Source organism: Laspinema olomoucense D3b (assembly GCF_025370785.1).
Taxonomy (GTDB): Bacteria; Cyanobacteriota; Cyanobacteriia; order Cyanobacteriales; family Laspinemataceae; genus Laspinema; species Laspinema olomoucense.
The window spans coordinates 13,623-29,892 of record NZ_JAMXFA010000040.1; the positions used below are offsets into that span (position 1 = coordinate 13,623).

At 48.9% G+C, this 16,270-nt stretch carries 15 protein-coding genes and 1 tRNA gene; 8 read left to right on the forward strand and 8 right to left on the reverse strand.

Features of this window, described 5'->3' with window-relative positions:
- Nucleotides 1-194 precede the first annotated feature (194 nt).
- Nucleotides 195-1,244 carry a mannose-1-phosphate guanylyltransferase gene (locus NG792_RS23165; RefSeq protein ID WP_261236954.1) on the reverse strand — a complete coding sequence of 350 codons (1,050 nt, stop codon included), beginning with the start codon at nucleotides 1,242-1,244 and terminating at the stop codon, nucleotides 195-197.
- Nucleotides 1,245-1,341: 97 nt separating this feature from the next.
- Complete coding sequence (locus NG792_RS23170; protein ID WP_261236955.1) at nucleotides 1,342-1,773, reverse strand: hypothetical protein; 432 nt, start codon at nucleotides 1,771-1,773, stop codon at nucleotides 1,342-1,344.
- Between the two features lie 608 nt (nucleotides 1,774-2,381).
- Here NG792_RS23170 and NG792_RS23175 point away from each other — a divergent pair.
- The gene (locus NG792_RS23175) at nucleotides 2,382-2,639 is read left to right on the forward strand and encodes a hypothetical protein (protein ID WP_261201071.1); all 258 of its coding nucleotides are present in this window, start codon (nucleotides 2,382-2,384) and stop codon (nucleotides 2,637-2,639) included.
- 134 nt (nucleotides 2,640-2,773) lie between these two features.
- Here NG792_RS23175 and NG792_RS23180 read toward each other — a convergent pair whose 3' ends face one another.
- Both NG792_RS23180 and NG792_RS23185 read right to left on the reverse strand, forming a co-directional pair.
- Complete coding sequence (locus NG792_RS23180) at nucleotides 2,774-3,151, reverse strand: response regulator (protein ID WP_261236956.1); 378 nt, start codon at nucleotides 3,149-3,151, stop codon at nucleotides 2,774-2,776.
- Nucleotides 3,126-7,835, reverse strand: a complete 4,710-nt coding sequence (locus NG792_RS23185; protein ID WP_261236957.1) for a PAS domain S-box protein — start codon at nucleotides 7,833-7,835, stop codon at nucleotides 3,126-3,128. Before NG792_RS23185 ends, NG792_RS23180 begins: the two co-directional genes overlap by 26 nt.
- A gap of 977 nt (nucleotides 7,836-8,812) precedes the next feature.
- Here NG792_RS23185 and NG792_RS23190 point away from each other — a divergent pair.
- Nucleotides 8,813-10,231 (forward strand): LCP family protein, encoded by a 1,419-nt coding sequence (locus NG792_RS23190; RefSeq protein WP_261236958.1) that lies wholly within the window; start codon nucleotides 8,813-8,815, stop codon nucleotides 10,229-10,231.
- 422 nt (nucleotides 10,232-10,653) lie between these two features.
- Here the strand turns inward: NG792_RS23190 and NG792_RS23195 are convergent, their stop codons facing one another.
- Entirely contained in the window at nucleotides 10,654-11,370 is a 717-nt protein-coding gene (locus tag NG792_RS23195; RefSeq protein ID WP_261201067.1) for a GDSL-type esterase/lipase family protein, read from the reverse strand.
- Nucleotides 11,371-11,549: 179 nt separating this feature from the next.
- Here NG792_RS23195 and NG792_RS23200 point away from each other — a divergent pair, with 179 nt between their 5' ends.
- The 4 genes from NG792_RS23200 to NG792_RS23215 all read left to right on the forward strand — a co-directional run bounded on the left by NG792_RS23200 (nucleotide 11,550) and on the right by NG792_RS23215 (nucleotide 12,995).
- Entirely contained in the window at nucleotides 11,550-11,786 is a 237-nt protein-coding gene (locus NG792_RS23200; RefSeq protein ID WP_256556155.1) for a DNA-directed RNA polymerase subunit omega, read from the forward strand.
- A 29-nt stretch (nucleotides 11,787-11,815) separates the two neighbouring features.
- A complete protein-coding gene (locus NG792_RS23205; protein WP_261201066.1) occupies nucleotides 11,816-12,466 on the forward strand; it encodes a hypothetical protein in 651 nt (216 codons plus the stop codon).
- Nucleotides 12,467-12,481: 15 nt separating this feature from the next.
- A complete protein-coding gene (locus NG792_RS23210; protein ID WP_261236959.1) occupies nucleotides 12,482-12,871 on the forward strand; it encodes a DUF1818 family protein in 390 nt (129 codons plus the stop codon).
- Nucleotides 12,872-12,921: 50 nt separating this feature from the next.
- Nucleotides 12,922-12,995 (forward strand) — tRNA-Pro (locus NG792_RS23215).
- 604 nt (nucleotides 12,996-13,599) lie between these two features.
- Here the strand turns inward: NG792_RS23215 and NG792_RS23220 are convergent.
- Nucleotides 13,600-13,833 (reverse strand): DUF7219 family protein, encoded by a 234-nt coding sequence (locus tag NG792_RS23220; protein WP_261201064.1) that lies wholly within the window; start codon nucleotides 13,831-13,833, stop codon nucleotides 13,600-13,602.
- A gap of 60 nt (nucleotides 13,834-13,893) precedes the next feature.
- On the reverse strand, nucleotides 13,894-14,049 hold the full coding sequence (locus NG792_RS23225; RefSeq protein WP_261201063.1) for a hypothetical protein: 156 nt from the start codon (nucleotides 14,047-14,049) through the stop codon (nucleotides 13,894-13,896).
- Nucleotides 14,050-14,516: 467 nt separating this feature from the next.
- Here NG792_RS23225 and NG792_RS23230 point away from each other — a divergent pair, with 467 nt between their 5' ends.
- Complete coding sequence (locus NG792_RS23230) at nucleotides 14,517-15,719, forward strand: tetratricopeptide repeat protein (protein ID WP_261236960.1); 1,203 nt, start codon at nucleotides 14,517-14,519, stop codon at nucleotides 15,717-15,719.
- Here NG792_RS23230 and NG792_RS23235 read toward each other — a convergent pair.
- Nucleotides 15,716-15,856 (reverse strand): hypothetical protein, encoded by a 141-nt coding sequence (locus tag NG792_RS23235; RefSeq protein ID WP_261236961.1) that lies wholly within the window; start codon nucleotides 15,854-15,856, stop codon nucleotides 15,716-15,718. The two genes, NG792_RS23230 and NG792_RS23235, sit on opposite strands and share 4 nt — an antisense overlap.
- A 91-nt stretch (nucleotides 15,857-15,947) precedes the next feature.
- Between NG792_RS23235 and NG792_RS23240 the strand changes: the two genes are divergently transcribed.
- A complete protein-coding gene (locus tag NG792_RS23240) occupies nucleotides 15,948-16,154 on the forward strand; it encodes a glycogen debranching protein (RefSeq protein WP_261201060.1) in 207 nt (68 codons plus the stop codon).
- Nucleotides 16,155-16,270: the final 116 nt, after the last annotated feature.

Genomic DNA, 16,270 nt, shown 5'->3' on the forward strand with positions numbered 1-16,270 from the left:
AGGTACATCTATATCGATCCCCCCTAGCCCCCCTTAACAAGGGGGGGACCTGGAAAGTCCCCCTTGTCAAGGGGGATTTAGGGGGATCGGTGAATGTACTTCACCAACAAGAGAAACGCTATATAACGGTTTCCCCAGTGATGAGATATAGTTCCCGACTTCATCGGTCCCTCATCAGTCCTCTGGGTGCTATATTATAATTCCGAGCTAAATCGCGGGTCGTTTTCCAACTGTTTGAGGACTTGTTTAATATCCTGAGTGCGGTCTTTTTTGACAATCAGGGTGACATTGCGATCGCGCACAATGACGATATCCTCTAATCCAATGGTGACAATCCGCTCATCGTCGCTACTGGCATAGAGGATTGCGCCCTGGGTGTCCAGTCCGATATGGTTTGCCAGTTCCACATTGGTTCGATCGCCCTTGAGGAGTCTTTCTAAGGCGTTCCAGTCGCCTAAATCATCCCACCCAAAAGCAGCAGGAATCACATAAGCTAACTGAGTTTTTTCCATTAACGCATAATCAATACTCTTTTTCGGCAGGTCTGCATAAGCCGCTACCCCTTTTTGGGCTAGGGGTTCAAAAATCTCAGGAGCATGGGTTTTTAGCTCCTCAATGACCACTCCAGCCCGAAAAATAAACATTCCGCTATTCCAGGTATAGCGGCCTGTAGCGATAAATTCCTCGGCTTTGGCGCGATCGGGTTTTTCTGTAAAACGGCTGACCCGGTAAGCATTTAATCCCTGATAAGGGGCGACTGCCTCAGCTTGTTCGATATAACCGTAACCTGTGGAGGGTTCCGTGGGTTCAATCCCCAAGGTGACGATCGCCGGTTTTTCCGTTGCCAGTTGACTCGCTGCTGCTAGGGTTTTTCCGTAAGCCTCCTCATCACCAATCCAGTGATCCGCCGGGAAAAACCCCACCACTGCCTCGGGACCCTCCCGACGCTCAATTTCGATCGCCGCCCATGCCACCGCCGGTGCAGTATCCCGTCCCTCGGGTTCAATCAGGATATTTTTTTCCGGGAGTTGGGGTAACTGTTCCTTGATGCCATCGGCAATTTGGGCATTTGTGACAACCCACAATCCTTCCCAACCTCCGGCGACTGCCAGCAACCGATTGGCGGTGGCTTGGAGTAGACTGATGCCACTGCCATCTAAACTTAGAAACTGCTTGGGTCGCGATCGGCGACTCAGGGGCCAAAAGCGTTCCCCTTTCCCCCCAGCCAGAATTACGGGTATCATGGACAATTTTTCTTAACGGTTATAGGGTTTGCCTTATTATAACCGTTCAGGCTGGGGGCTTTGCGAAAGGACGGCTAATGCGGTAAAAGACACCCAATTAGCCCACTTGTAACAGTTCTTCTAACATCAGACTCTCTAACACCGAGTTACCCACCTGTAACTGAGACTTAGCCGCCTCACTTAACTGTAACCGCCTGCGGGATTCCTGATGAAAATCTTGACCTTCCTCAAATCCACTAGCTTTTAATTTCTGCACCGCAAAAGCACAAGCTTCCGCCCTTAAATCCAGTTCCGGCATCAGGATTAATGAATTCTGAATTAGCCACCGACAAGCATCGGGATCAACTTCCGCCAGTTCATAAGTTGCTTCTTTTAGAACTTCTTCGATCGCTTGAGGGGTGGGTAACACCTTCAAAAAGTTTTTCACTGCAATCACTAAAGCAGGATTCCTCGCCTTGAAAACATCCAGGGCTACTTCTGTATGTAGCCTTTCCTTCGGGTCACTTTTGACACTTTTTAAAGGAGACATTAATACCGTCCTTTCCTTGGCCCCACAGGGGTTAAGGGTTTGTAACATGGCTAATCGTTGGGTTTTTTTTATAAATGAGCGGCTTAGTCTGCGGTCAATCCCACTAAGAATAGAGATCCAGGTGTCGGGGCACTGTTCCTCGTTAGGGTGGTCTGCCCGGAACAAGTTTGAACTCCCAACAATAGCCTAAATCTGTAAAATTCGGGGCTGCCGTGGAATTGATTATAAGTTGACCTGTTCTGAAACAGTAGAAAAAAAAAGTGAATTATTTGTGAAGGGCACTGTTCGGTTCAAAACCAGTCAAGGGGTTGGGGATTTATTGCGTTTTGTTAAAAATCCCTCACAATTCACCAGTAATTCACAATCTCTGCTTAGGGTGTAGGTCGATGACTGAATCAGCTCATTCCCCGGAACGCCCCTAAAGGCTCTGCATTTTACAGAAATTTTTCGCCAGACGGGTCGGATTTAGCTTAATCGGTTGTTGGTTTCCCTCAAAAGCATGAACTGGGTGTTACATTATGAGTTCTTGTCCTTGTTGCTCTTATCCACTCTTGCGCCATATTCGCCGTAGCCAGGTTGATTGGTTTTGTCAACATTGTTGGCAATTCATGCCCGATTTTTCTGAGCCCCTCAGTTCCTCCCAGACTCTGAATCAATTCCACAATCAAGTAGACTTGGTTACCACCGAGCCCCGATGGAATCGCGAACCCAATCGCTATCCCCATGTGGTTAGTTTATCGGACTCCCTTCGCTTTAAGAATGCTAAACCAAGCCTGGAGAAAACTCCACGGGTGGCTTCCCCGAAAACTCAACTGTTGAACCCGGAAAAAACTCGCCTATTGGTCGGAAATCGGGAAATTTTATAAACTACCGTATTTACGGATCCTTAACAGTGGCGATCGCTAATCTTTAGATGAGTTCCATGCCGGTTTCGCGGTAAGGGTCAGGCCCATTAAATCATCAGAGTCTTTTAGGTAATTTTTTGATAAAAAAACGGCATTCATTCACTCCATTGCAAAATTTTTCGCACATCATGAGCTAAAGTTTCCGCTTTAAAAGGCTTAAGAATTGCCCCAGCACCCCCTAATTCAATCAGTTCTTTTTGTTCCCGAATTTGAGCCTTAGCTGTTAACCAAATCGTGGGAATTTGTTCCGTAGCCGCATGGTTTTTTAGTTCCCGAAAGGTACTGGGTCCATCCATCTCGGGCATCATTACATCCAGTAAAATGGCGTCGGGTTGTTTCGCTTGAGCTAAAGCAATCCCTTCCCGTCCGGAACTGGCGGTAAGCACCTCCCACCCAGCCACAACTTCCAAGGAAAATTGAATAATTTCCCGTAAGCCATCTTCATCATCAATGACTAAAATTCGTTTGTTCATGGTTGGCATCCTCTGGAGAAGTTTCCGGTGTAATTTCAGGTAAGGTAAAATAAAAGGTACTGCCTTCATTGAGAACGCTTTCCACCCAAATTCTACCGCCATGTTGCTGGATGATACTGCGACAAATCGCCAATCCTAATCCGGTTCCTCCTTTTTTACGGGAATCGGAGGCATCAACTTGATGGAAGCGTTCAAAAATACTTTCCATTTTATTTTCGGGAATGCCCCGACCTTGATCGTGAACCGCAAATAAAATCATGGATGGCGAGGGGTCGCCCTCAAGTTTTCCCAGCTTGTTATGAGCAAGGGTTCGCGCTTGTACGGAAATACCAACTGTAGAAGCTGGGGGGGAAAATTTGATGGCATTGCTTAAGAGATTAGTGAGCACTTGAATGATGCGATCGCCATCAATCCATAATTCCAAACTGGGGTCGCATTCGATCTGAAAATAGACCTCGGCGCGATTTGCCATAACTTGCATGGTTTCGATCGCCTTTTCAATCAAATCCCGGGGGGAATGCCGTTCCTTGACGAGGGCAATTTTGCCTGAAGTTAACCGTTCGAGATCTAGAATATCATTGACCAAGCGCACTAGGCGATCGGCACTTTCTGCCGCGATCGCCATCACCCGTTGCCCCTTCTCTCCCGTGGGGTCAATCAACCCGCTGGAAATCAAATTCAAGGCCCCGTGAATCGAAGCTAAAGGGGTGCGAAGTTCATGACTGACTACCGAAATAAACTCATCCTTCATCCGTTCGATCGCATCTCGTTCCGTAATATCCTCCCCGATACTCAGAGTCCCTATTTCCACCCCACGCAAATCGTGCAACACCGTATTATTCCAAGCAATAATTTTCTCCTGTCCAGACCGGGTAACAATAATACTCTGAGGGTGAGAATAAAAATCTGGGGTTCGCAACTCCTCCAACCGTTCCGAGTGCCTCCGCTGCTGATGGGTAGGAATAAATAGCTCAAACCAATCCTTACCCTGAATTTCTGAAAGCGCATACCCCACCAACTCCAGGAAAAACGGATTGGCATATTCAATCCCACCCCGGCGATCGAGTCCCACAACCGCTAACTGCACCGTTTCCAACAACCTGCGCCAGCGTCGTTCCGATTCGCGGACTGTTGCTTCGATTTCCTTTTGTTTCGTAATATCGCGGGCAATACTAGAGAACATCGTCACCGCCCCAGCGGGAGATTTGTGGGCGATAATCAACTCCGAAAGGGTAATTTCCACCCCTTCTAGAGTGCTCAGGGCCGTTTCTCCAATCCAAGTCCCCTGGGCGATCGCCGTGGGAATTCCCTCATGTTGAATAATGTCATTCGCTGAGGCAGTATGAGACCGGAAAATCTGAAGCGTTTCTAAGGGACACTCCAGAGGGACCCCCAGAACGGTGCGCGCCGCCTTGTTTAAATAAAAAACCGTCCCATCCACACTCGCTGAGAGAATAAAATCCGGAGTCGCCTCCAGAATCTCAATTAACTTCGCTCGTTCCGCTTCTGCTCGTTTGCGCTCAGTAATGTCCCGCAAACACAAAGTAAACACCTGTTCCCCGGCAATTTCCACCTCTGAAATAGAGACTTCTGCGGGAAACTCCGTGCCATCTTGGCGCAACCCAATAATTTCCCCAGACTGGTCCATCATCCGGGCGAGAGTGGCCGAGCATCCCTCTCCACTCACCGCAGATTCCCCAGTGCTATCTAAGCACAACGGCAATAATTGATCCAGGGGTTGCCCCAGCAATTGAGCCGCACTATATCCAAAAATTCGCTCTGCCGCTTGATTAAATAGGGTAATCCGCTGATAGTTATCAATGGAGATAATGGCATCCCCAGCCAATTCCAGAATCGCCGCGATCCTCGCCCGAGAAGAGTGCAACTCCTCCCTGGCTCGTTTCCGGGCCGTGATATCTTGAATCTGGGCAATTAAATAGAGGGGGCGTTCTTTGGAATCCCGGACTAAGGATGCAGACAACTGAACCCAAACCACCTGTCCTTGTTTGTGACAGTAGCGCTTCTCCGTCTGATAGGAGGGAATCTCCCCGGCGAGTAAGTCCTGGAGGGGCTGCCAGTCCATGTCTCGATCGTCGGGATGGGTGACATCGTGAAATGTTTTTTCCAGCAATTCCCCTTCGTCATAGCCGAGAATCTCGCATAAGGCGCGATTGACTTTTAACCAATGACCATCGGGGGCTACCAGTGCCATGCCGATGGTGGCATAGTCAAAGGCATTACGAAACCGCGCTTCACTGGAATGTAAGGCGGATAAGGCTTCAGTGCGATCGCTCACATCCAGGACCAGAGACAAGACGGAAATTAACTCCCCCGTTGGGGCGAACATGGCGGAATAATACCATTCACAATCAATTACCCGTCCGTCTTTGGTGTAGTTGCGATTGCAGCAGACCGTTCGCGGTTGTTGTCCGGAAACCAGCAGGTTGCGACGTTGGGTAACCGCTTCCAGGTCCGCTTCGTAAATCAAGGCATAGTCCATATCGGATTTGCCAAAGACTTCCTCCGCGTGCCAACCAAAGATTTTTTCCGCTTGGGGGGACCAATTTAAAATGCGCCATTCCCGGTTCCATTCGATGACCGCCAGGGGGGTATTTTCCACATGGAACTGCAAGCGCTGATAGGCTCGTTGTAAGACTTGTTCAACGCGCTGGCGGTGTTGGAGTTCGTTCTCTAGGCGTTCGTTGGCTTTGCGTAATTGCTCCGTCCTGGCTCGGACCTGGCTTTCGAGGTCCTGTTTGGCTTGTTGTAAGGCTTGTTGTGAGCGTTTGCGTTCTGTGGTGTCTCGGAAAAAAATCGAGAGTCCATCTTTGGCGGGGTAGATATAGTTTTCAAACCAGCAATCGTAGGGGGGATAATATTCTTCGAGGTAAATGGAGGTTTGTTCCTCTAGGGCTTGCTGGCAGGCTTGATAAAATTGCACTCGGGTCACTTCGGGAATTTCGGTGGAGATTTTCTGGCCCAGTAGGTCTTCCCGGCGTTTTTGCAGGAGTTGGGCGGCTTTTTGGTTGACGTAGATGTACTGTCCCTGGCTATCCAGGGCGATAAAGCCGTCGGTAATGCTTTCTAGGATGTTGGAGAGTTGCTCTCCGGCGAGTTGGGCGGCGGTATGGGCGACTCGTTCTGTGGCGAGGAGTTGTTGGATTTGGAGTTCAGCCCGTTTGCGATCGGTGATATCCATGACGATGCCGAGGGTTCCCAGGGGTTGGCCGGTGGGGTCCCAGAAGGCGTTGCCCTGGCTTTTGAGCCAGTGAATGGAACGATCGCCCCATATAACGCGATATTCGAGCTCGAAGGGTTGCCCTGTAGCGATCGCTTCTTCTACGGTTTCATAGACTAGGGTGCGGTCCTGGGGATGAATGCAGGCGTCAAAGGTGGTGTAGCTGTTGTCAAAGGTGGCCGGATCGATGCCGAAGAGGTGCAGGCATTCTACGGAACAGGTTACACGGATGCGATCGCCTCCGGTGCGATCGCCGCAAATTTCCCATTGCCAAGTTCCCATATTGGACGCTTGTAAGGCGAGGCGCAATTTTTCTTCACTCCCTCGCAAGGCGGATTCCGCAGCGGCGTGTTCTTGCTGACGTCGCAGGGCGATGATGCCATAGGCAAGGTCATGGGTGAGTTCAATGAGTAACTGTACTTCCTCGGGGTCGAAGGCATCGGGTTGAGTGGCCCGCAGATTCAGGGTGCCAAATAGCTGGCCTTCATTGAGTAGGGGCAGGGCGATCGCAGAAGTATAACTGCCGTCCCAGAGGGGCCTTGGCCCGCTGGCACTCTCGGTCTCGGGATAAGGATGTTGACCTCGGAGGGACCCTCCAGTTTGCATTAAGGGGACTAGGGGCACTAAGTTTAAGTCAGACCCCAGGATTTGGCCGGACTGGAGGGATTCGGCTACGTTTTCTCCCGCCAGGGCCACGGGGATGATCCGTTTGGGGTCATTTTCGTCCACATATCCCACCCAGGCAGATTCATAACCCCCGATGGCGGTGATCATTTCGCAGATTTGCTGCAAGATGTCGAGTTCTTGTTTGCCGTGAATAATGATGTGATTGCTGGCGCTGACGGCGCTGAGGGCGCGCTTTTGCTGGCGCAATTGGGTTTCGACGGTCACCCGGTGGTCAATATTGAGCAGGGTTCCGACGGCCCGAACTGCTTCGTGGCGATCGCTGTAGAAAAATTTACCTTGGCTTTCAATCCAATGGGTACTGCGATCGGGCCATATAACCCGAAATTTCACGTGATAATTCCCACAACCTTGGTGGGCTTTCTCCAAGGTTTCGTTAATGGCGCCTCGGTCATCGGGATGAATGCAGGCGAGGAATTCGGCAAAAGTGCCGTTGAAGCTACCCGAATCTCGACCCCATAACAGTTCATAACCCGGGGTTCCAGTGATGCGATCGCAGGGAATATCCCATTCACAAATTGCCATTTGTGCCACATCCAACGCCAGCCTTAGCCATTCCTCTGGGTTCCGCAACCCCTCCCTTCCATCGTCCCCCGGTCCCTCATCCGGACTCCTGCGGAAGGCATCGATGCCTCGGTGGTTGGATTTGGCACTGTGAATCTCCTGCAATCGGAGTTTTGCCCGATTCAGTTTTTGGCCCCGTTCTTCAATTTCGCGGATTAACTCTTGCCTGGATTGGTTAGCCCAATTTTTATGACTCATCTTTCCATCTCTATGATCAGCAACCGACAACTTCCCCCGAATGGGTTCTCCTCTCACTCCGTCTCTTGTGAGGCCGGCCCTATGGATTTTCCGTTCCGTTCTCCTGCCCTCTTTGGTGTGCCCAGCACTCAGGGTCTCTCCTTACAAAGAATCAAGTTCAGGTTTTTCTCGATACTCGGGTTGGTTTTTGGGCCGAAAATTGCGAGAGGTTCTCCTCCGTCATTAAATCCCCTATTAGCCTATTTCACCTCCTCCTGAAGAAGTGCGAACCCTTTATGCCCTGGGTTAATAACCTCGGTGCTTCGTTGGAGAAACCAACAAGAGGTTTAGACCTTGTGCTAAATACTGTTCGTTGCCTCGGTCTAAAATCCCTCCCCCGCGATTTCCCCTGCTCGTTAAGCTATCAATTGAGGCTAATTTGGTAACAAATGAATGGGATTGGCTGCGGCAAATCCTACTGCACATCAACCGATGAAGTTGTCCTTTAAAATGGGCAGGAATAGGAAACTCTTAACCCATTCCTGCTAGATTAGCTCACCCGATTTGGGCAAAGTTAGCGCTCAAAGAGGAGCTTTATTAAGGGGCATAACTCCAGGATTTTGCTGCTAATATCCAGGAGTTAATGCAGTATAGTCTGTGTGAGGAAACTCCCTAATTTGCCTAACCCAACCGAGGTACACTTAAATTTTTATGGGTTCTTTAATTATACCCCTACTGCCTCCTTTAAAATATAATTAACAAAAATTTACATCCTGAGAGAGAGAATTCCTTGTTTCCCCGGAGGATTCCCCGAGCTTTGGGCGGTCCTAAAGAAGCGCTCATCCCTGTATCCCCGGGCCAAATCCCTGGTAATAATCAGAGGGTCTGTTCCCCGGTTCCCGTTTGGAAAATTGAGGAATTTTCCCGATTCAGCCCCTTAAAACTCGCTCTATAATAGAGCTAAAGCCTTTCCCCTGTAAAAACTCCCTTAAAACATTGTGTTAGAAGTCATAGAACTCTATAAAAATTTACCCATTCCTCCGCAAAAGCCGAAAAAAAAATCACCCCTATCAAAACGCAATCGTTCTAATCGCACCTCGAAAATTTCGATTCCTCCGCTACCCTTAACCCTGCGACTGGCGAGGTTGCTATTTGGTAGCTTTACTCTGCTGTTGATAGCGACTCTCTCCCTCACCCTAGGGGCCATCATAGCGGTGTTTGATGCCAAAGTCACGGATACAGTCCCGGACTGGCGACAGTCTTGGGTACAAACGGATTCCCCTTTGCCTTCCCTGCGGTTATCTCGAACACTTAATCTTTTGGTTCTAGGAATTGAGGAGGGGGTCACTCCCACAACCGGCAGTCAATCTAGTTTACCGAAACCCGCTGAAACCCTATGGTTAATGCGGTTTGATCCGGTTAAAAATGCCGTGAGTGTGTTGTTGATTCCTCCTCAAACTCGGGTGGAAATCCCCGATCGCGGACGCAATCCGATCGCCAGTGCGCACAGCATGGGCGGGGTTACCCTCACCTCCCGAGTCTTGAGTCAAACCCTCAATTCTATCCCCATTGACCGTTATATTCGCGCTGATGCTGCCACCTTTCGCAGTTTCATCGACTTGCTGGGGGGAGTGGAATTATTTGTGCCTGAGTCCGTCTCTTATCAGGATTCCACCCAGGGGATCTCCGTTAACTTACAACCGGGTTGGCAAACCTTAAAAGGGGAAGAAACCCTCGGTTTTGCTCGCTTCCAGAAAAAGGAAGCGGATCGCAGTAGTATCCACCGCCAGCAAATGATTCTGCAATCTGTAGGCGATCGCCTTGCCAGTCCCACCCTCGGGTCCCAATTGCCGCGAATCGTGCAACTGATGCATGAATATATCGATACCAATCTCACCCTCGAAGAATTCTTCGGGTTAGTTAATCTCCTCCAACACCGATCGCCCGATGGGTTGAAAATGGTCCTACTTCCCGGAGAATTTACCACCCGGCGATCAGCCCCAACTCCCTATTGGAATATCGATACCACCGGACGCGATCGGGTCATGTACCACTATTTTGACCAGGAACTCAACCCCGGAGCCCAACGCGATCGCGCTCTGAGTCCCAACTCACCCCGAACCCTAAAAATTGCCCTGCAAAATGCTTCCGGCAATCCCTTAATTCTCGGGCAAATGTTGGCGGAATTAAAATCCCGAGGATATCGAAATGTTTACCCCATTTCTGACTGGCCCGACCCCCAACGGCAGACCCAAATTATTATCCAAACTGGAGATATCACGGCTGCCACTACCCTAAAAACCCTCTTGCCAACGGCCCAGTTTCAATCGAGTTCATTAGGCGATTTGGAGTCAGAAATTACACTGAGAATTGGAGAAGATGCGGTGAGTTTTAAAGAGAGATATTGGGCTGAATAAAGTTAGATGTAGGGAGTTAAGAAAGTAAAAATATTATGTTAAAGCGCCTATTCATCCTGACAATTGCCGTAGTTCTAGCCTGCCTGTGGATCCTCGTCTCAGCAAAAGAAGCGATCGGCCTCACGTCCCTAATAACAACTTCCGTCCTTTCTTAAGTTGGTAATAACAGCTTGAGTAGTTGGCTGAGATTCGGGAGCACGAATGGCGGTCGTTTCTTAAGTTCCTCATCAACCCAAAACAAAGGCGAGGGTGCAACCCCCCGCCGGTTGTTGCTGCTAAAATCTCTCAGAAAAGACCACCTCAGAAACAACAGATCGTTGTCATATCCAACTTAATCTACAGAAAATTTTACTTAAAACCAACCCAAAAACGTCAATAAATTGTGGCAGTAACCACGAAAAATTCCCGATTTCTCCTGCTGATCAGGCGGTATTTCTCCAAGCTTGGGAGAGGGAAGTAAACGAGGTGAAAACATCCCAGTTTAGAATATCTTGCAATAAGGATTGATAACCAGCTACATTAGGATGGAGACCATCATCGCATAAATGCGCTTGCCTCCAGGCGTCACCGCGATCGCCCCATAACTCAAATAAGTCTAAATAGGGAATCTGCCTCTGTTCGCACCCTTGTCTAGTTACTTCCTTGTAGCGATATTGGTCCGCATGGTTAAAATAAAGGCAATCCGAAAAAGGCATCTGAGTCTCATTCACCGGGACCATGCCGACGAAAAAGACTCGACAGAGTGCTTGGGCGCAATCCAGAAGTTGAGCAATTTCTGTAGTAAAGGTGTTAAAGTCAGTGAAATTGCGTCCATTGGGACGTCCTAGGCGGGCGGAATCATTCACTCCCACAGAGAGAATGATGGCATCAGGGACGCAATTTTTCAGTTCTCCCCGATAGCGAAACTCGTTTTCGAGTCGTTGGGAGACTTGAATAACGCGATCGCCTCGCACGCCAAGATTGTACAGTACATGACCCGCGCTTGAGGGCAGCATCCACTCGCGTCTGAGTCGTTCGACCCAACCCCCTCCCACGGGATCGCCAAATCCATAAACCAGACTGTCTCCAAGGGCTACTATTTTCAGAGGATGCACGGTTGCGCGATAGGAACGATTAGAAGATGCTGATAAAACTTGCATAAGCGATGGGACCTCGTACTTATAAAATCTTTACACATCGATAACAATCTACATCATTGGCTAAAATTAACATAATTACCTAAAGGTACAGAATCATGAATAGTGGATCGGGCAATCCAGAAAAAAGTAAGCGTTCTAACTTCAGTACAGACAAAATCGAAAGTTTTTCCCGCCGAGCATTGTTTGCCCCCCACAAACGGGCGACTATCGATACAGAGCATTTGATGCGCCGCGCTGAGGACCTGGTGAGTGCTGCCTCAAATCGCTATCGGATTACCGTCCAAGTCGCTAATCGTGCCAAGCGTCGTCGCTATGAAGATTTCGACAGCATGGAAGAACCGACAATGAAACCCGTGATTCGGGCGATCGTCGAAATGTCTGATGAACTGGCGCAACCGGAAATCATCGGCGATTAATTAACGGTTTGTAGGGGAAATTGGGTTCTGTGGCAGGAAGACAAACGATGATGCAATGGCAGCGCAAAGGGCAAGCAGTCGCCTGGATCGGGGTCGGGTTAAGTCTAGGTCTATCTTTAGGAATACCTCCCCAGGGGGATTTACCTGAAGTTTTGCCTAGGGCCGCCGCCCAAGAGGTTTCACCCCCTCAAGGCAGACAACGGGTAGACCCCCGGCAACTGTGGCGGCAAGTCTATGAACGCCTGCCCGATTTCCCCTTAGAAAATCAATACATCAGCGCTGAGACAGGAGAGGTGGACCCGGAAAACACCCTAGCGAGTCGGTTGATTTCCTATCACCTCTATGTGAAAAATCGTCTGCCGATGTTTCGTCTGGACTGGAAGCTGACCCTAGCGGACTATCTGGGCGTTCTGGAGGAACTAGACGAGAGTGCCTATCCCGGGAATGGGGTCTTGCAAGAGAATCCAATGGTAGGCGATCGCGAAATCCTCTCCCAACTCAACCGCCAACAACGAGAAGAGTTAATCGAGGTTCTCGTCACCCTATTTAATCCCAACTACCACAACATCCAAGGGCCAACCCGCCAGACAACTCCCCAGGCAACTCCCCCACCCCCCCGAACTCCGGTAGGACCTCCACCCTTGCCGCAATCCGGGGATGCGGATTTATTGAAATTGTAGAGGGGTCCGGGGTTGATGTCTCCTCAAACCGTTCCTAACGCAGAACGACGGATTAAAAGTGGTGCCGGGTGGCGCATCGGCTGGGACCCTCAAGGGGAACGCTATCAGGGTTTAGTGGGGGGAGATGACTGGGCGATCGAACTCACCGAGGGCGAGTTCCATGACTTTTGCCGATTATTGGCGCAATTGGCAACGACGATGACTCAAATGGCATCGGAGTTGATGGACTCAGAACGACTCGCCTGTGAAGCCGAAAGCGATATCTTATGGATGGAGGTGGAAGGCTATCCCCATGCCTATCTTCTTCATGTTATCCTCAGTACAGGACGGCGCTGCGAGTTCAGTTGGCCTGCATCCGCAGTCCCCGGACTGGTCGAGGCGGCAAGGGTGTTAAAAATTTTTTAATTTCCCTCTTGCGTCCCAAAAAAGTTCATGCTAAGATAGTAAAGCGTCGTCGGGGCGTAGCGCAGCTTGGTAGCGCACTACCTTGGGGTGGTAGGGGTCGTGGGTTCGAATCCCGCCGCTCCGACTTGAGACCGCTAAAACCGAGTTCCGGTTTTAGACAATCAACAGCATAAAAAAAAAGAACGTCGAGTCTTCTATCGCTTAGAGATTCGGCGTTCTTTAATTTTGCGGCAATAGTTGACCTAAAAAGAGCAAAGAGGAAAGAGAAAAACTGGGAATTGCCAAGATGAAAGCACACAAAATGAATTTGACTATTAATAGGATAGTCTCTTGTCCATTTTGAACCGCGTTTGGAATTCCCAGAAGTTTCTGGATGTTAGGTTATTCTCAGTTTATTCTGGGAAAATAATCTGGACTTCTATCTAAAGCAGGGAATTTTTATTAACTTTCCCGGTACGGATTAATACATTATTAGATGAACACCAGCTCAAAATAAACCCGATAATTCCGGCAGATTTTCGCCCCAATAATGGAAAATTTTACTTCTTTCCTCAGAGAGATTTTCCCGAAAAATAGAAATTATTTATTTAAAATAAAAATAGCGGTTCCTAGACACATGGGTCCAGGAACCGCTATTTTTACGGAGGGCTATTTTATCAATTAAAGGAATCAAAACCTAAAATTGGTTAAATAGTATGTATTAACGCCAAAATTATCGCCACCTCGGCCTAAAATTCGGCGTTTTGTTGGAGATGATTCCACAGCCGCTTGATTTCCTGAGAACTTTCAAATCTCGACAGTTCTCCTTTCATTTCTAATTCTCGTATAACTGAAACTTTTTGACCAAACTTTCGTAAATTCGATTGATCTACCATCAGTTGGGGAAGAAAGTTATCCTCACAAAGCGGATGGCTGGATTCAGCATAGTGTAATTTTTCTGGATGTTCCAAAGGGCTACTCATAAGGTCCTTAAAGGGTCAAAGGAGGCGGTGACCTGAGGGGGAAATTGACCAGGTTTTCAATCAATTCAGGGTTGGCATTTGAGGCGATCGCGCTGCTTGAGAAACGCAACAGTGTCTCGGCAAGCGTTGAGATTCCATCTTGGGTAATGAAATTGAGACGGGGGTATCTAAGGGGCTTAATTGTGGTGCGTAGGAATAATCAGAACGATTTTTCATGATAAATAAAGAGAAGAGATTGATAAAGAAAAAAGATTGTAGGGGCCAGATATAACCCGAAAATTTAAGTTTAAAAAAGCCAGAACTAGCCTTTCTTCCAGAAATTCAGAGGTCTGCTTTTAGTTTTTCATATTTGTACAGTATGCTATTTCAGGGTAATCTTCCTTCTACCAAAAGGATGGTCTTGAGTGTAACAAGGCATTGTAAGAACAACTACAGTAGTCCTGGATTGCTCACCGGGCAAGACTGGACTAAGTGAACCGCAGAGGATGCAATAAAATAGGGGGAAATGGAGCAAACCGTTACAGAACAAGCGGAAAATAGCGCTAGATTCTGAGATTCCCCTGATTCGGGGACCATCGGGGATGGAGAGAGCAAACCGAGGGAATACTAGGCCCTTTAAGATCCGGAAGCTTCTCAGCACAATAAAATAGGAAAGAGAAATACGACGGGAGGTTAGCGCGAAGATGGTCAGGGAAATTTGGCAAAGCCTGAGAGGGTTATTGGGAGAAGAACGCAGCAGTCCAGAACTCCAAGAACCCGAAGAATCGGCTTCGTCACTGCCGCCGCTGGAAGATGAGGATTATGAATTGCTCTTTACCCAGATTGTGGAAGGGTTGCGCCTGGGTTGGGACCGCGATCGCGTCCAAGAATTTTTAGGGGCACTCAGTTGGCGTGGGGATCTTCACTTGTGGGCGGATTGGTTGCGACGCTTTGGCGATCGCCTCCTCGCCCAGGAAAATCCGAACCCAGAATGGGGGGTGCGTTTAGTGCAGTTGGGACGCCTAGGTTGTGGAGAATTCAGCCAAGTAGCCCTGAACATTGGGACCGGGTTAATGCAGCGCCAAATGCCTGCGCCTACTGCCCCACCCCCGGCCCCAACTCCGCCCCAAGATGCCCAAGCTTGGTTTGCGGAAGGAAATGCCAAACTGAATGCGGGAGATTGGCCCGGGGCGATCGCTGCTTATCAAGAAGCTGTGAAACTCAAACCCGATTATTTGGAAGGCTGGAGTAATTTGGGGGCAGTTCTGTTCTATTCTCAACAGTATGCAGAAGCCTTGGAAGTGTTCGATCGCGCCTTGGCCCTGCAAAGTGAAAATGCTAGTTTATGGTTTAATCGCGGCTTTACTCTCTCCTTATTAAATCGTCCCTCGGAGGCGATTGATGCTTATGAAAAAGCCCTACAACTTCAGCCGGATTTAGTGGTAGCATGGCAAAATCGCGGAGTTGATTTGATGCATTTGGAACAGCATCAAGAAGCCGTTCGCTGTTTCGAGCAGGCGATTCAACTTAAGCCAGATTTTGGGGAAGCTTGGAATAGTCGCGGGAATGCGTTATTCAAATTAACCCGCTATGAAGATGCAGTGACCAGTTACGATCGCTCTATAGAATTGCAAAGCGATCGGGCTGAAGCCTGGTTTAATCGAGGATTAGCTTTGGCAGCAAATAGCCAACCGGAAGAGGCGATCGCCTCCTTTGATCGGGTCATTTCTCTGCAACCCAATAACTTTGAAGCCTGGGTGAATCGAGGTTTAACCTTGATGAGCAGCCAACGATTTTTAGAGGCGATCGGCTCCTTTGATCGGGCGATCGAAATCAATCCCAGCGACTCCCCGGCGATCGCCTATCGACAACAAGCCCAGGATCGACTCGAACAAACCGCTTCTTAACCGCAGGTTGAAGGAGGCGATCGGCCTATTTCCCCGCCTCCTGTGATGCCTCTTTCCCCAAAATCATCCGGCAACGACTCCGGGTCATAATTTTTCTCAATTCCTACAACTGTTTGGACCTTAATAATGGAAAGCATTGAGAAAACCTATTTTAGTTTCTTGCATTGTCAGTCCATTAGGCGGTAAGAATAAGAAATCACTCTTATCCCGAAAACAAAGGATTTTATCATGACTATTTGGGTAAACGAACAAATCGATCCCTCGGGACTGGTTTATGCTTGCATTGCCTGCTGCGATGAAACCCAAGCACAATCCTGTCACGACTCCTTTCTAAAAAACCTCTCTGACGAACAAAGAACCAGAGGTTGGACGGTCAAAATGCGAACGGTAGACTCCTGGGAGGAAGTCCCGGTTAGTGCGTTGAAATTGGCATGAGGGGGATGGGGAAGATAGGGAGGATAGGGGAGATAGGGGAAATGGGGGAGATAGGGGAGACTGATTGAAGTCGTTATCTGCCTTTCAAGCTCACGACTTGCTGTCGTTTACTCTCC

Coding starts and splice junctions, on each gene's coding strand:
- NG792_RS23180 (WP_261236956.1), bottom strand. CDS start 3,151: ATGAACAAACGAATTTTAGTCATTGATGATGAAGATGGCTTACGGGAA.
- NG792_RS23165 (WP_261236954.1), bottom strand. CDS start 1,244: ATGATACCCGTAATTCTGGCTGGGGGGAAAGGGGAACGCTTTTGGCCC.
- NG792_RS23170 (WP_261236955.1), bottom strand. CDS start 1,773: ATGTCTCCTTTAAAAAGTGTCAAAAGTGACCCGAAGGAAAGGCTACAT.
- NG792_RS23210 (WP_261236959.1), top strand. CDS start 12,482: ATGTCTCCTCAAACCGTTCCTAACGCAGAACGACGGATTAAAAGTGGT.
- NG792_RS23235 (WP_261236961.1), bottom strand. CDS start 15,856: ATGCTTTCCATTATTAAGGTCCAAACAGTTGTAGGAATTGAGAAAAAT.
- NG792_RS23240 (WP_261201060.1), top strand. CDS start 15,948: ATGACTATTTGGGTAAACGAACAAATCGATCCCTCGGGACTGGTTTAT.
- NG792_RS23225 (WP_261201063.1), bottom strand. CDS start 14,049: ATGAAAAATCGTTCTGATTATTCCTACGCACCACAATTAAGCCCCTTA.
- NG792_RS23195 (WP_261201067.1), bottom strand. CDS start 11,370: ATGCAAGTTTTATCAGCATCTTCTAATCGTTCCTATCGCGCAACCGTG.
- NG792_RS23185 (WP_261236957.1), bottom strand. CDS start 7,835: ATGAGTCATAAAAATTGGGCTAACCAATCCAGGCAAGAGTTAATCCGC.
- NG792_RS23175 (WP_261201071.1), top strand. CDS start 2,382: ATGCCCGATTTTTCTGAGCCCCTCAGTTCCTCCCAGACTCTGAATCAA.
- NG792_RS23220 (WP_261201064.1), bottom strand. CDS start 13,833: ATGAGTAGCCCTTTGGAACATCCAGAAAAATTACACTATGCTGAATCC.
- NG792_RS23230 (WP_261236960.1), top strand. CDS start 14,517: ATGGTCAGGGAAATTTGGCAAAGCCTGAGAGGGTTATTGGGAGAAGAA.